The following is a 15,066-nucleotide window of genomic DNA, read 5'->3' as shown; positions in this document are numbered from 1 at the left end:
CCAAAAAGCATTATTGGTTAAAGCAAATATCTACAATACAAAAGTTTATGGAAAAATTAAGTAAGACTGGCTTCAAATTAGTGGGTTTACAGTTGGAACAGAAAACCAGCAACAAAAACAATCAATCAAATCTAGACTGTGGAAATCTATGGCAAAAATTTGAAAAGGAAAACATTATAGACTTGATCCCAAATAAATTGAGCAACGAAATATACGCTGTTTACTTTGACTATGAAGAAGATGAAGCTGCCTCTTTTTCCTATTTTATAGGATGTAGGGTAGACGTAAGTGCAGATGCTCCCAAAAATTTAACTTCATTGAAAATCCCTTCACAAAAATATCAAAAAGTTACGGCCAGAGGAATAATGACAGCTTGTATTACCGATGCTTGGAATAAAATATGGAACGCCGACATAGAACGAAAGTTTGATTTTGATTTTGAGGTATACGATGAAAGAAGTAAGAATTGGGATGATGCCATGGTTGATATTTATGTTTCAATAGCCTAAAAATGAATCTTGAATAGATTTTTCCAATAATCCGATATCGATACCAATGATGCCACTCAACGACCTGTGGATGGTATAAGGGTCTCGAATTGAATTTTGATATTAACCAAAACTGTTAAAAGAGTGGCTAGCGCAACTAAGAACATTAACAATATTTGGAAATCATATGTTTCTTTATTTAAAAGCCAATGCGTTAAGTGTATCGGTTGCGAAGGTATAAACCGGGCTCTGTGTATCTCTATTGGAGAACGTTGTACCCGCATAAAAAAGAAAAACCTTCCAATTGCTTGAAAGGTTTATCTTTGTTGAGGTGGTCCCACCTGGGCTCGAACCAGGGACCCCCTGATTATGAGTCAGGTGCTCTAACCAGCTGAGCTATAGGACCCGCATTTTGCGGATGCAATATTAGTGTTTATTTTTCTTCAGCGCAAGGTTTTAACGCCTCTACCCTTCTTTTATTTCTTGGCAAAGCTCCACCAGTACGCCATTGGTGCCCTTTGGATGCAAAAATGCCACCAATTTGTTGTCCGCTCCTTTTTTGGGTGTTTCGTTCAAAACGATAAAGCCCTCGTCTTTCAATCGTTCAATTTCAGAAACAATATCCTCCACCGCAAAGGCCACGTGATGGATGCCCTCTCCCTTCTTTTCTAAATATTTGGCGATGGCACTGTCCGGATTTGTCGCTTCCAATAATTCAATTTTATTGGGGCCCGATTTAAAGAACGATGTCTTTACCCCTTCCGAGGCCACTTCCTCGACTTTATAGTGCCGCACGCCCAACAGCTTCTCAAACAAGGCATTGGACGCCTCCAAATTTTTTACCGCGATTCCAATGTGTTCAATTTTATCCATAGGAGATGTAATATGCGTTAAAATGTTCATCTTTTTTCAAAATTACGCACTGTAAATGGTTAATAGTGTGAGGTTAGTCATTAATTCACTTATTTTTGCAATATGGAGGAAACACAAAGACAGAAAAAAATAGCGGGAATCATTCAAAAAGATCTGGCCGATATCTTACAACGTGCCGCTACCGATGGTGGCCTTAAGGGAACTTTGATCTCTGTGTCCAAGGTTTCCGTAACCGTAGATCTATCATTGGCCAAGGTGTATGTGAGCATTTTTCCGAACAAAGGTGCCAAAGAACTGTTGGATGGCATCAAGGAAAACCAAGTGGCCATTCGGTATGAATTGGCACAGCGTACCAAACACCAATTAAGGCGAGTGCCCGAGCTCAATTTTTATCTGGATGATTCCTTGGAGTACATCGAAGGGATAGAAAAATCATTAAAAAGAGAAGAAAACCCTATTGAAAACAGGGACTTGCTCGACAAACGTAAGAAATCCTGATTTTGAACTTTCCCCTTTATATCGCAAAGCGTTACCTGCGGTCCAAAAGCAGCCAAAATGCGGTAAATATCATCAATTTCATTACTTTTTTGGTGATTGTGATAGGTTCTGCGGCTCTTTTTATCGTGCTTTCCGCTTTTGCTGGTCTAAAGACGTTCAGCCTTTCCTTTTCCAATACATTTGATCCCGATTTGAAGGCTTCACCCTCAATTGGCAAACATTTTACCATCTCTCCAGATGAAGAATTGGAGCTTAGTCAAATTGAGGGACTGGCCAGTTTTTCCAAGGAATTGGAAGAGCGTGCCTATCTTACCTATAAAGAAAAAAGCACCATTGCCTATATAAAAGGTGTAGATGAAAACTACCGAGCCGTTACAGGGGTGGACAGTACCCTAATTTTTGGAAATTGGGGCTCGGATGTTTACAATGGAGTAATTGGTATCGGGATTTACAATTTGCTTGGAGTGCCCATGAACAATAGGACGGCCATGGAGGTTTTGGTGCCCAAACCTGGTGAGGGCTCTTTTTCGCAACAGGGATTTAATGCCAAACCCTATGATGAACTCGCTTTGGTGGTAAGCGGCGTTTATGCCGTTGAAGAAAGTTTGGACAAAAAATACGTGTTTGCTCGTCTTCCGTTGGTTCAAGAGTTATTGCAAAAAGATAGTACCCAAGTCTCAGGCATCAATTTTAAACTGACAGAAAACACCTCTCCCGATGAGGTCAAGGCGTCTATTTCAAATCTTTTGGGGGATAAAGTATCGGTTTTAACTCGTAGGGAACAAAATACCTCGCTCTACCGCATGTTGAATACCGAAAACTTAGCGACCTATTTGATTTTTACTTTGGTATTGATCATTGCCCTATTTAACGTTGTCGGGGCAATTATTATGATGATCTTGGACAAACAACAGAACTCAAAAACATTGTTCAGTCTAGGTACAACAATCAAGGAATTGCGTCGCATCTATTTTATCCAAGGCTTATTGGTCACCTCTTTTGGCGGGTTGATAGGTGTACTGATAGGGTCTTTATTAATCGGTTCCCAACTTGCCTTCGGATGGTTAAAAATCACGCCATCTCTGGCCTATCCCGTGGAATTCAATATCATCAACTTGCTGATTGTAATCGGAACCATCGTGGTTCTGGGGGTTATTTCTTCAAAAATTGCGAGCAGCCGAATCACCAAAAAATTGATTTCCGCTTAAGCAAACTGGTAATCCCCAAATTTTTCCTCTACTTCATCAAAAGCGGCAAAAACATCCGCAGCATCATCACTGGTCACCATTTTCATCCGGTACTCCTTAAAGTGTGGAATACCTTTAAAATAGTTGGTGTAGTGTCTTCTGGTCTCAAAAACCCCCAGTTTTTCACCTTTCCAATCAATGGCCATCTGTAGGTGTCTGCGGGCAGCCTCCACGCGTTCTTGCATGGTGGGTGGCGCTGAATGTTCGCCTGTTTTAAAATAGTGTTTCACCTCTTTAAAAAACCAAGGGTATCCAATGCTTGCCCTTCCGATCATAGCTCCGTCCAATCCATATTCGTCTCGCATTTTTACGGCAGCTTCGGGCGTATCCACATCGCCGTTACCAAATACTGGAATGTGCATCCGTTGGTTGTTCTTTACCTCGGCAATGGGCCTCCAGTCAGCTTCGCCTTTGTACATCTGTACACGTGTACGACCATGAATGGAAATAGCTTCGATACCAACATCTTGCAGCCTTTCGGCCACCTCAACAATCTTTATGGTGCTTTGGTCCCACCCCAATCGGGTCTTCACTGTTACGGGCAATTTGGTGCGTTTTACGATTTCTTCCGTCAACTTGACCATCAAAGGAATATCCCGCAAAATACCTGCCCCGGCGTTTTTGCAGACCACCTTTTTTACGGGACAGCCAAAATTGATGTCGATGATATCAGGATTGGATTTTTCCACAATATCCACCGCCTGTAACATAGAATCCAGTTCGGCACCGAAAATTTGGATGCCTACGGGACGCTCTTTTTCATAAATGTCCAGTTTGATGACACTTTTGGCGGCATCTCTAATCAATCCTTCGGAAGAAATAAACTCGGTATACACCACATCGGCGCCCTGCTCCTTGCACAATTTACGGAAAGGAGGGTCGCTCACATCTTCCATTGGAGCTAGAAGAAGCGGAAAATCAGGGAGTTCTATGTTTCCAATTTTTGGCAAATCCTACAGTTTTTTGGACTGCAAAAGTACAAAATAGCTTAGAATCAAAAAGCTAGTTTTGCGATTCTAGTCTGTCTCGCTCATTTTTGTCGATGCCCCTTTGGTTATCCTCCAATCTAAAATTCCCAAAATTATAGGTGAAACCAAAGCGAATAAACTGTGTTTCGGGACGTCTTCGGTAAAAGTTGTCTTGATTAAGGTACTGCGAACGGTAGGTGGGCACATATTGCTCCAAAATATCCTCTGCTGCCAGCGATAGGGTTATTTTATTATCAAAAAGGGTTTTTCGGAGCCCGATCGTTAAATTAAACTGCTCGTCGGACACATACGATCCAAAAAGAAATTTGGAGATATAAGTTCCTGCAACCTCTCCAGTAAAGGTTCCGTCACTGGACAAGGTCAAATAGTTCCCCAAATAGGCATAAACCCCATTTACTTCGTTCGTATAGGGCACATTGCCACTCTCTTCGGCCAAAAAGGTCTCTTCTTCGTGGAACAAGGAGGTGTAGGCATACATAAACCATGCGGGGGCAATGGATTTGCTCAAGGTAAAATCCAAGCCGTAGGATTGACTCTCCAACACATTCTGCTTAAGCTCCACCAAGGTTTGATTGTCATTGTCCTGAAACACCAAATAGGCAATGTTGCTGCCATTGTCACGATAATAGACATCAAAGAAATATTCGCTGTTGAGGGTATAGTTGAAATTGAAATTGTTGCTGAAACTTGGTCGCAACCGAGGGTTTCCTTCCTCATAATCGTTTTCGTTGTAAAAAAAGCGGAAGGGGTTCAGGTCGTTATATTTTGGCCTGTTGATATTTCGCCCGTAATCAAAAGAAAAGCTATGCTTATCCGATGGCGAGTAGAGCAAGTATACGGACGGAAAGGATTCAAAAAAGTCCTGGGTGTTTGTCTCTCCCAACGTGATGGAATTCCCTTCGGCCTTGGTCAATTCCCCTCGGACACCCAGTTTCATGGACCATTTTTCCCAGTTTTTCACAAAGCTCATATAAGCGGCATATACATCTTCATCGTAAATATACCTGTCCGACTGTGATGCGTCGACCGTATTGCTAGATCCATTAAAATTGAAAAAGTTCATCGTATTTTCCGAGGTAATCGTTGAAATCTTGGCCCCGGATTCAAAAGAAGCGCTCCCAATTGGAGTGGAATAGTCCAGTTGTCCCGTAAAAATCTTGATTTCTTGATCCGAATCGGTATCAAAACCAAAGTCCCGCAAAAAAGTGCCATCGGCATCAAAATAATTGGATGCAAGGCGTTGGAACGTCTCCCCGTTAAAATAGGTGTAATGCCCATTGGCCCGTATCTGTGCCCCTTCCTTTTTCAATTTGTGAACATAGGTGAGGTCGAACGCCAAGTTGGTGTTGTCCATATTGGCGTTGTTCTGGGTGGTAAAGGTGGAATCCAACTGGGCTTGGGCATTCCTCATTTCGTTACTGAGCAATGTTTGTTGCTCTTGATTTACATTAAAAAGCAGGTTGGAGGTAACGTTCAAACTGTTTTTGTCATCAAAATCATAATCTAGAATAAAACTTGCATTTTGCGACTGCGACCTATCCGTTTGATTATAATCGGTATCCCAAATGGAAAAAACATCATTGGATTCATCCATAAAATTGATGCCCTTTCTGGTTTTGTTAATTTCCTTTTTAGGATTGATGGTATAGTTGGCAAACAGGTTGAGCTTGTCCGTTTTGTAATAATGACTGGTTCCTATACTGAATTTTGGAAAAACAGCCTGAGTGATGGTTCCGTTGACGCTCCCTTTATAACCGGGCACAATGTTCTTACTGGTAACAATGTTCAGAATAGGACCTCCTTCAGCATCATAACTTGCGGGAGGGTTCGCGATTACTTCCACTGATTTTATATTGTTTCCCGAAAGTCCCTGAAGCAAATCCTGAACCTCTTGCCCTGAAAGTTGCACTTTCCTATCATTAAGGTAAACAGTCGCATTTTGACCACGAATCATTAAATCATCTTGGTTTACGATTACACCAGGGGTGTTTTTTAGAATATCCCATGAGGTTCCTTGGGAAACCACTGTATTTTCTACTGAAAAGACCAGTCTGTCTGGTAGTCTTTCCAATTTAGGGCGTTGTGCCGATACCACTACCTCATCCAGTTCGTTGTTTTCTAAAGGGATGATCAAAGCGCCCAAGGAAACATCCTTGGCAATGTCCAAGGGTCTGGGCTCGGAGCCCCTGCCCACATAGCTTGCCTGTAACAAATAGAGGTCTGGTTCCACTTCTGACAGGACAAAAAAGCCTTTCTCGTTGGCAGATGTCCCTTGAACAAATGTGGAATCTGTAGCCTGAAGCAGCAAAATGTTGGCGTAGGGAATAACCTGATTCTGTTCGTCCACCACCTTACCAGAAATTGTATAGGTTTGCCCATATGCGTCGCATACTGCAAAAAACACCAATAAAAAAGTAGCGGTGTAGTTCTTCATTAGAGGTTTGGGTTGATTGTCAAATCTATGAAATAATTTTTGAGCGGGATGGGCGGTAATTTTCTTATTGATAAAAACCGTTGGCAGGTATTTAAAACAATTATATTTGCAGTTGATTATGTCCCTTTTTTAGGGTATGTTATTGTTGATATGGAGAAGATCAGGAATTTTTGCATCATTGCACATATAGACCACGGTAAAAGCACCTTGGCAGACCGTTTGTTGGACTTTACCGGCTCGGTTACCGAGCGCGAAAAGCAGGATCAGTTGCTGGACAATATGGACTTGGAGCGTGAACGGGGCATTACCATTAAGAGCCATGCCATTCAAATGGACTATGTCCACAATGGCGAAAAGTATGTGCTCAACCTGATTGATACTCCCGGACACGTTGATTTTTCATACGAAGTATCGCGTTCCATTGCCGCCTGCGAAGGCGCCCTATTGGTTGTTGATGCCGCACAAAGCATTCAGGCGCAGACTATATCCAACTTGTATTTGGCCTTGGAAAACGATTTGGAAATTATTCCCGTGCTCAACAAAGTGGACCTTCCCAGTGCAAACCCAGAAGAGGTTACCGATGATATTGTGGACCTATTGGGCTGTAAACCGGAAGAGGTAATCCCGGCAAGTGCTAAAACAGGAATTGGTATCGAAGAGATTCTTACAGCGATTATTGAACGTATACCTCCTCCCAAAGGGAACCCCAATGAGTCTCTCCAAGCTCTTGTATTTGATTCCGTTTACAATCCGTTTAGAGGTGTTGAAACTTATTTTAGGGTGGTAAATGGAGAAATCAAAAAAGGGCAAAAAATAAAATTTGTGGCCACAGGAAAGTCTTACTATGCAGATGAAATTGGCACCTTAAAATTGACCCAGTTCCCTAAAAACAAGATTTCTACGGGCGATGTGGGCTATTTGATCACCGGAATAAAAGACGCCCGTGAGGTAAAAGTAGGGGATACCATCACAGATTCTGCAAACCCGACCAAAAATCCCATTGGCGGTTTCGAGGATGTAAAACCTATGGTTTTTGCAGGTATTTACCCTGTTGACACGGAAGATTTTGAGGATTTACGTTCTTCGATGGAAAAATTGCAACTCAACGATGCTTCCTTGGTATTTACGCCAGAAAGCAGTGCTGCATTGGGCTTTGGGTTTCGATGTGGTTTCTTGGGAATGCTGCACATGGAAATCATCCAAGAACGCTTGGAGCGTGAGTTTGACATGACCGTGATCACCACGGTGCCCAACGTGAGTTACCACGCATATACTACCAAAGGCGACCCAGACCCTATAATTGTCAATAATCCAACGGATTTACCAGATCCTTCCACTATAGACCGGGTTGAGGAACCTTATATTAAGGCGACAATCATCACAAAAGCAGATTTTGTGGGCAACGTAATGTCGCTCTGTATTGAAAAGCGTGGGCAAATCGTAAACCAGACGTATTTGACCACGGAGCGGGTGGAGCTGGTTTTTGATATGCCTTTGGCGGAAATTGTTTTTGACTTTTACGATCGTTTAAAAACCGTTTCCAAAGGGTACGCCTCTTTTGATTATTCCCCAATAGGAATGCGCACCTCAAAACTGGTTCGTGTGGACATCCTTTTAAATGCCCAGCCTGTTGATGCACTTTCTGCCCTGGTACACTTTGACAATGCTTACCATATCGGTAAAAAAATGTGTGAAAAGCTAAAAGAGCTTATCCCAAGACAGCAGTTCGATATTCCGATCCAGGCCGCTATTGGTTCCAAAATTATTTCCAGGGAAACCATAAAAGCGCTTCGGAAAGACGTTACCGCCAAATGTTATGGTGGGGATATTTCACGTAAGCGTAAATTGTTGGAAAAGCAGAAAAAGGGTAAAAAGCGGATGCGACAAGTGGGTAATGTGGAAATTCCGCAGCAGGCGTTTATGGCCGTTCTTAAATTGAATGATTAAAAAAAGAGATTATACACTACCCTTTATTTGTTACGGGCTATTCACGATGTTAAAGCGGTAAACAAGCTGATTAACAAAATACTTTCTTAATTATCTAAAAGGGAAAGAAAAAGGGGATTACAAAAGTGGCGGCAATCCAAATAATGATATTAAGCGGTGTCCCCACCTTTAAAAAATCGTTGAACTTGTAGCTTCCCGGCGCATAGACCATGGTATTGGTGGGGTAACTCACAGGTGTCATAAAAGTAAGGGAGCAAGCAAACATCACCGCCACCAAAAAAGGTCGTTCACTCACCTCCATTGCCGCGGCAAGACTAATTACTATCGGAGTCATAAGGGCCGCTGTGGCCTTGCTGGAGAGCACATTGGTGCTCAAAAAAGTGACCAAGTACAAAATGCTCAAGGTAACTTGGGCATCATAACTTCCTAAGGTCTGTTCTATAAAAAGGGCTATTTTTTCGGCCCCTCCGGTTTTTTCAAGGGCCGTTCCCATGGAAAGCACACCTGCCATCATAAAAATAACCTTCCATTCCACTGCTTCGTAAGCTTCCTTTGGTTTTAACGTGGACGTGGCCACCAATAACAGAGCCCCAACCATGCTGCTGATCAAAATAGAGGTGAGGTTTAGTGAAGCCGCAAGCACTACCCCCACGGCAATAACAAGGGCAGGAATGGCTTTTTTTAAATTGACTTTCCCATGCTTGTGCTCGGAAAGGGCCACCACCAAGTTCTGGTCAACCAATGCATCCACATCGGCCTCGGTGCCCAAAATCAGTAACATGTCTCCTTCTGTCAACTTTACATCAGCGAGCTTTTCATATAAAATCTCGCCACGTTGTCTTATGGCCAGGACCGAGCCATTGTATTGCCTCCTAAAATTAAGGGAGCGAAGGGACCCCTCCGTTAGTTTGGAACCAAAGGGAATAATGACTTCATAAATGTGTTTCTCAAGTTCTGCTTCGTCCAACTGTCTGTCCCCTGTGATTTTATATCCTTTAAGGCTTCGGATGCCGTTGAGTGCTTTCGGGGGAATCATAACTTTCATTACATCCCCTTCCAATATAAATGTTTCAGGGCCGATACTTTGCTTGTGCGACCCCTCTCTCAATATAGTCAATACCTGCACATTGTGATCATTGACCAATTTGGACATATGCAACGGTTTTTTGCTGTCGGGGCAATCCTTTTCCACCAGTAATTCGGTTATGTACTTTTCAGCTTCTTTGGAAAGTGCTTTCTGCTCCTTTTTTGCCTTGGGCAACAGAAGGGGTGCCACAAAAAAGATGTAGGCAAAGCCAATGATGGCCAAACAAAGTGCCGCCAAACTAAATTCGAACATCCCAAAACCCTCCAGTCCATATTCTTCGGCATAACTGCTCACCAAAATATTGGTCGAAGTGCCGATTAAGGTACAGGTGCCCCCAAAAAGTGCTGAAAATGATATGGGTATCAACAGCATCCCCGGGGAAATTTTGGTCTCCCTGCACACCGTAAGCGCAATGGGCAAAAGTAGTGCCACTACCGCGGAATCGTTCACAAAAGCGGAAAACATACCCGCAATAAGGCAAAATGTGATCAGGGCAATACTGTAATGTATTTTGGCCAGCTTTATGATTCTATGGCTAAGACCGTCCAAAATTCCAGAGTTGAACACACCGGCACTTACCACGAACATGCACCCAAGTGTTAAGGTGGCCGGATGGTTAAAGCCCGAAAAACCTTCTTTTGGACTAAGAACGCCCGCCACTATGAACAGGGCCATAATAATGATGGATGTGGTATCTATAGAAAAATAGTCCCTTATAAAAAGGACAATACCTATGCAGATGATGACGATGGTAATAATCAAATCGCTGTCCATGGTGTCCCTAATTTACATTTCTGTTCGTTGTTTTGGTCACCCTTTTTTCTGTCCCGATTCGGTCAATGATGAGTAAAACCGTAAACTGAACCATTTTCGCCTCTTCTACAGAAAACTATCTTAATCCGTTTTGGAATTCTCTTCCTTTTTTGCCACTTCTATCTCTTTACCTAAATAAACCAGCTTGTAGCCTTCACCCTTTGGAGTAAAGTCCTTGCTGTTTGCTGGAATGATTTCAATGCTTCCATCGGGCGATTTTGTGAACAATGGAACAATGTCACGTTCTTCGTAGGTAATGTCGATCAACTTATCGTAGTGTTCCTTATCCTCCAATTCAATTTCGTGGATGACCGGATGCTTTCGTACAGTGTCCATTAGTTGGATAAAATCATCCGTATGGGAAAAGAGTCCTTCTTTTGGATTGTTCTCCGGATCATTAACCTCTTCGGTGTTTACCAAACGGAAGGCTCCGTTTTCACCAAATTGTTTTTGGAATTTGTTGATCGCAAACTTGTTGATGTCGGAGTTTCCTGTAAGCGCCATTAAATACCCCATGTCGTTCAACTCAATATTGTCTACAAGCGTATCGGAAAAAATATTGGCCGAAAGGGCCTCCAAACCTAATTTTTTTGCTTTATCAACATTGTTTTGGTTATTGTCTATCAGTACTACGTGCCTATTGTTTTTCCTCAAATAATTACCGATGAGCCGGGATAGTTTGGATGCACCAATAATTAAAATGCCTTCGGATTTTTTCAAGAACACACCAACTAGCTTGGCAAACAAACGTGCCGTGGTAGCATTTAATAATACCGTGCCCAAAACAATCATAAAAACCAAAGGGGTAATGTATTCGGCCCCCGGCTCTCCCCTTAACATCAATTTAGAGCCAAAAAGCGAAGCGATACCCGCAGCAACGATCCCTCGTGGACCGACCCAGCCAATAAAAAGTTTCTCGTTGAGTTTTAAGTTGGATCCCTGCGAACTTAAAAACACCCCCAAGGGCCGTATTATAAATACGATTACTGCAAAAAGAGCGACCGTGTTCCAGTTGTAGATCAGCTCCATGTCGCTAATATTGATGTTGGCCGCCAACAGGATAAATAGAATCGAAATCAACAACACACTAAGGGATTCCTTAAAATAAAGCAGTTCTTTGAGATTGGGAAGGTTCATATTTCCCATGACCATACCCATGACCACAACGGCCAAAAGACCGGATTCGTGGGCAAACAGGTCCGACTCCACATAAACAAGGAGTACGGTGGATAAGGAAACCACGTTCAACAAATAATGTGGAATAAAGTTCTTTTTTATGGCAAAAGCCAGTGCGTGAGCGAACGTAAAACCAAAAGTGGTCCCGAACAGAATAATTTTGCCAAACTCAATGAGTGCTGTTTGTGTAAACGCCTGTCCTTCCCCAACACTGATGAATTCAAAAACCAATACGGCAACCAGTGCTCCGATGGGATCGATCAGGATTCCTTCCCACTTTAAAACGGCCGACACGTCTTTTTTGAGGGGAATGTTTCTCAAAATAGGTGTAATAACCGTAGGTCCGGTAACTATAATCAGCCCAGAGAACAAAAATGAAATTTGCCACGACAGCCCAAAAATATAGTGCGCCGCAACACCGGCCCCAAAAAACGTTACGATCGTCCCAATGGTAATCAACTTGGTGATTACAGGTCCCACGTTGGATATTTCTGCCCGTTTAAGGGTAAGGCCGCCTTCAAAAAGAATAACGCTAATGGCCAAGGACACAAAATAATAAAGCCCCTCTCCCGGGAACAGCCCTTTTTCGCCGTTCCAGATGGGCTCTATTAGTTTTGATCCATCATCTGTATATAAGGTTGCGATGGGGCCCACCAATAAACCGATCAAAATTAAAGGTAAAATGGCCGGCAATTTAAATCGCCAAGCCACCCACTGTGCAATAATGCCAAGAATTATAATTCCCGCAAGTTCGAGCATAGTCTAAGTTTTGTGGAAATTTAATGTTTTTCTTTTAGATAATCGTTCTTGGCCTGGGTCGCCAACTACATTATAGAAGCTTTTGGGGAGAAAACCTTCCCAGATTTAACAGCACTCATCCCATATTTTGTTAAAATACGGCCAATATGTCCTTAATTTTTCGGCATTTGGACTGTGCTTTTATTATTTTGCACCCCATTTTATTTTCTAAATGACAATTTATCCCATAGAGACCGGTAATTTTAAATTAGATGGAGGTGCAATGTTCGGCGTGGTTCCCAAATCTATTTGGAACAGAACCAACCCTGCAGACGGCAATAATATGATCGATCTTGCAGCCCGTTGCCTTTTGATCGAAGATGGCGACAGGCTTATTTTGATTGATAATGGTCTGGGCAACAAACAATCCGAAAAGTTTTTTAGCTATTACTACCTCTGGGGCGATCACTCCTTGGACAAATCCTTAAAAAATGTCGGGTTTCATCGTGATGATGTTACCGATGTCTTTTTGACTCATCTGCATTTTGATCATTGTGGAGGCAGCATCCAATGGAACAAAGACCGCACCGGGTATGAACCGGCCTTTAAAAATGCCCGTTTTTGGACCAACAAGGACCACTGGGAATGGGCCACCAAACCCAATGCCCGGGAAAAAGCTTCATTTTTAAAAGAGAACCTATTGCCCATGCAGGAAAGCGGACAGCTTCATTTTGTGGACAGAAAAGATGGTTCCTTTGTGGAAAAGTCCGAACTCGGTTTCGGCATCCACTTTGTGGATGGTCATACCGATAAGCAAATGCTCCCTCACATAAACTATAAGGGCAAATCCTTGGTTTTTGTGGCCGATCTAATTCCGACCGTGGGCCATATTCCCCTACCTTATGTAATGGGGTACGATACCCGCCCTTTACTGACCTTAAAAGAAAAATCAGATTTTTTAAATGCTGCCGTTGAAAACGATTGGCTCTTGCTGTTTGAGCACGATGCCCACAACCAAATATGTTCTCTTAAGCAAACCGAAAAAGGAGCTCGTTTGGATCAGTTGTTTTCCTATAACGAACTATTCAAAATACAATAACCTTACACTTTTTACAAATACATTCTATGAATCGCACATATAGCAAACTATCATTTTTATCCCTATCTGCCGCCCTATTTTTAATGGGTTGCGGGTCCACCGCCTTGGTCTCTACCCCTGTGGAGAACATTGATGCCGTTCCCTTAAAAATTTCTGAGCTTACCGATGCTGAGAAAAAAAATTGGGGCCACCTCGACCTTATTGCGGACACCATTCCCGGCATGAGCGTAGACAAAGCTTACAATGAAGTCATAAAGAACAAAAAGGGGAAAACCGTTGTAGTGGCCGTTTTAGATTCGGGCATGGATTTGGAGCACGAAGATTTACAAGGAGTACTTTGGACCAATACCGATGAAATCCCCAATAACGGTAAAGATGATGATGGAAATGGTTATGTGGACGATATACATGGCTATAACTTTTTAGGAGATTCCTACAACGAGCAATTGGAATACGTTCGAATGCTTCGTTTGGGCATCGGAGATGCTTCTGAAAGGGCCGAAGCAAGGCTTTTGCTTGATAAAGAATACCCTGAAGCTGTTCAGAACAAACAGCAATATGAGCAAATATTCCAAGTGGTAAAAGGAGCTGACCAATTGGTTAAAACCGAATTGGGCAAAGAAGACTACACCAAAGAGGATTTGCTTTCCATTGAGCCCAAAACCACGCAAATGGAACAGAGTGTTGCGGTGTTGACCCAAATGTTCACCTATGGCGATAGTATTCCTGAAGTATTGGACGAACTCCAAGAAGGCATTAAATACTTTTCTGAACAAGCCAATTACAACCTCAACAAAGATTTTAATGGTAGAGCCCCTGTGGGCGATGATCCTTATGATATTACCGACATTCCCTACGGCAATGGCAACCCAAAAAACATTGTGGACACCGAAAGCCACGGAACCCACGTAGCTGGAATTATCGCTGCCAAGCGCAACAACGGTATTGGGATGGACGGTGTGGCCCAGAATGTGGAAATCATGAGCATCAGGGCCGTTCCCAATGGTGATGAATACGATAAAGATATCGCTCTTGGTATTCGCTACGCTGTGGACAACGGTGCGTCCATCATCAACTGTAGCTTTGGGAAGTCCTTTTCCCCTAAAGCGGAATGGGTTTACGATGCCATAAAATATGCGGCTTCCAAAGATGTTTTAATTGTTCACGCCGCAGGTAACGACGGTGAAGACTTGGAAATCCCAGAAAACAGGAACTACCCAAATGACGATATGGAAAGCGACCAAGAGTTTGTGGACAATATGATTACTGTTGGGGCCCTTTCCAGTAGCTATGGGTCTGAGATGGTGGCCTCTTTTTCCAATTATGGAAACCAACGTGTTGATGTTTTTGCTCCCGGTGCCGAGATTTACTCTACCATGCCCAATAGTGAATATGAATTTCAAGGCGGAACTTCAATGGCTGCCCCGGCAGTTGCTGGTGTTGCCGCACTGATCCGCTCTTTTCACCCAGATTTATCCGCGTCACAAGTAAAAAGCATCATCATGCAGTCCGGTCTTAGAACTAAAAGATCGGTTATTGTAGCGGGTGACGAGACCAAAGCCACCACTTTCGATAAAATTTCTAAATCCGGCAAAATGGTCAATGCCTATAATGCCTTAATTTTGGCAAACAATATCTCAAAAGGTAAAATGACCTTGGAAAGTAATTCAAAATAAT

At 42.7% G+C, this 15,066-nt stretch carries 11 protein-coding genes and 1 tRNA gene; 6 read left to right on the top strand and 6 right to left on the bottom strand.

What is annotated here, in order from left to right; genetic code table 11:
• The first annotated feature begins 47 nt into the window (after positions 1-47).
• Positions 48-509, top strand: coding sequence for a GyrI-like domain-containing protein (locus tag GO009_RS01395; protein ID WP_163624353.1), 462 nt, complete (start codon positions 48-50; stop codon positions 507-509).
• A gap of 311 nt (positions 510-820) precedes the next feature.
• Here the strand turns inward: GO009_RS01395 and GO009_RS01390 are convergent.
• Together GO009_RS01390 and mce are read right to left on the bottom strand one after the other, a co-directional pair.
• Positions 821-894: transfer RNA gene (locus GO009_RS01390), tRNA-Ile, on the bottom strand.
• Positions 895-953: 59 nt separating this feature from the next.
• Complete coding sequence (gene mce, locus GO009_RS01385) at positions 954-1,361, bottom strand: methylmalonyl-CoA epimerase (protein ID WP_163624352.1); 408 nt, start codon at positions 1,359-1,361, stop codon at positions 954-956.
• A 102-nt stretch (positions 1,362-1,463) separates the two neighbouring features.
• Here mce and rbfA point away from each other — a divergent pair, with 102 nt between their 5' ends.
• Both rbfA and GO009_RS01375 read left to right on the top strand, forming a co-directional pair.
• Entirely contained in the window at positions 1,464-1,859 is a 396-nt protein-coding gene (rbfA, locus tag GO009_RS01380; protein ID WP_163624351.1) for a 30S ribosome-binding factor RbfA, read from the top strand.
• A 2-nt stretch (positions 1,860-1,861) separates the two neighbouring features.
• Positions 1,862-3,067, top strand: a complete 1,206-nt coding sequence (locus GO009_RS01375) for an ABC transporter permease (protein WP_163624350.1) — start codon at positions 1,862-1,864, stop codon at positions 3,065-3,067.
• Here the strand turns inward: GO009_RS01375 and dusB are convergent.
• Together dusB and GO009_RS01365 are read right to left on the bottom strand one after the other, a co-directional pair.
• Complete coding sequence (gene dusB, locus GO009_RS01370; protein ID WP_163624349.1) at positions 3,064-4,056, bottom strand: tRNA dihydrouridine synthase DusB; 993 nt, start codon at positions 4,054-4,056, stop codon at positions 3,064-3,066. The genes GO009_RS01375 and dusB overlap by 4 nt on opposite strands.
• Positions 4,057-4,108: 52 nt before the next feature.
• A complete protein-coding gene (locus tag GO009_RS01365; RefSeq protein ID WP_163624348.1) occupies positions 4,109-6,529 on the bottom strand; it encodes an outer membrane beta-barrel family protein in 2,421 nt (806 codons plus the stop codon).
• 150 nt (positions 6,530-6,679) lie between these two features.
• Between GO009_RS01365 and lepA the strand changes: the two genes are divergently transcribed.
• A complete protein-coding gene (gene lepA, locus GO009_RS01360; RefSeq protein WP_163624457.1) occupies positions 6,680-8,476 on the top strand; it encodes a translation elongation factor 4 in 1,797 nt (598 codons plus the stop codon).
• Positions 8,477-8,570: 94 nt separating this feature from the next.
• Here the strand turns inward: lepA and GO009_RS01355 are convergent, their stop codons facing one another.
• Entirely contained in the window at positions 8,571-10,337 is a 1,767-nt protein-coding gene (locus GO009_RS01355; RefSeq protein ID WP_163624347.1) for an SLC13 family permease, read from the bottom strand.
• A gap of 120 nt (positions 10,338-10,457) precedes the next feature.
• Positions 10,458-12,311 (bottom strand): sodium:proton antiporter, encoded by a 1,854-nt coding sequence (locus tag GO009_RS01350; protein ID WP_163624346.1) that lies wholly within the window; start codon positions 12,309-12,311, stop codon positions 10,458-10,460.
• Between the two features lie 211 nt (positions 12,312-12,522).
• Here GO009_RS01350 and GO009_RS01345 point away from each other — a divergent pair, with 211 nt between their 5' ends.
• Together GO009_RS01345 and GO009_RS01340 are read left to right on the top strand one after the other, a co-directional pair.
• Positions 12,523-13,389: an MBL fold metallo-hydrolase gene (locus tag GO009_RS01345; protein ID WP_163624345.1), complete on the top strand. Its 867-nt coding sequence runs from the start codon at positions 12,523-12,525 to the stop codon at positions 13,387-13,389.
• A gap of 26 nt (positions 13,390-13,415) precedes the next feature.
• Complete coding sequence (locus GO009_RS01340) at positions 13,416-15,065, top strand: S8 family peptidase (RefSeq protein ID WP_163624344.1); 1,650 nt, start codon at positions 13,416-13,418, stop codon at positions 15,063-15,065.
• The last annotated feature ends 1 nt before the right edge of the window (position 15,066 follow it).

The sequence above is a fragment of the Allomuricauda sp. TY007 genome, assembly GCF_010468565.1.
In the GTDB taxonomy this organism is placed as follows: domain Bacteria; phylum Bacteroidota; class Bacteroidia; order Flavobacteriales; family Flavobacteriaceae; genus Flagellimonas.
The sequence above is the reverse complement of the archived record's forward strand: the minus strand, read 5'-3'. Positions and strand labels throughout refer to the sequence as shown.

Excerpts from the sequence above, each read along its gene's own strand:
- mce (WP_163624352.1), bottom strand. The coding sequence starts at position 1,361 with ATGGATAAAATTGAACACATTGGAATCGCGGTAAAAAATTTGGAGGCG.
- GO009_RS01395 (WP_163624353.1), top strand. The coding sequence starts at position 48 with ATGGAAAAATTAAGTAAGACTGGCTTCAAATTAGTGGGTTTACAGTTG.
- lepA (WP_163624457.1), top strand. The coding sequence starts at position 6,680 with ATGGAGAAGATCAGGAATTTTTGCATCATTGCACATATAGACCACGGT.
- rbfA (WP_163624351.1), top strand. The coding sequence starts at position 1,464 with ATGGAGGAAACACAAAGACAGAAAAAAATAGCGGGAATCATTCAAAAA.
- GO009_RS01350 (WP_163624346.1), bottom strand. The coding sequence starts at position 12,311 with ATGCTCGAACTTGCGGGAATTATAATTCTTGGCATTATTGCACAGTGG.
- GO009_RS01355 (WP_163624347.1), bottom strand. The coding sequence starts at position 10,337 with ATGGACAGCGATTTGATTATTACCATCGTCATCATCTGCATAGGTATT.
- GO009_RS01340 (WP_163624344.1), top strand. The coding sequence starts at position 13,416 with ATGAATCGCACATATAGCAAACTATCATTTTTATCCCTATCTGCCGCC.
- GO009_RS01365 (WP_163624348.1), bottom strand. The coding sequence starts at position 6,529 with ATGAAGAACTACACCGCTACTTTTTTATTGGTGTTTTTTGCAGTATGC.
- GO009_RS01345 (WP_163624345.1), top strand. The coding sequence starts at position 12,523 with ATGACAATTTATCCCATAGAGACCGGTAATTTTAAATTAGATGGAGGT.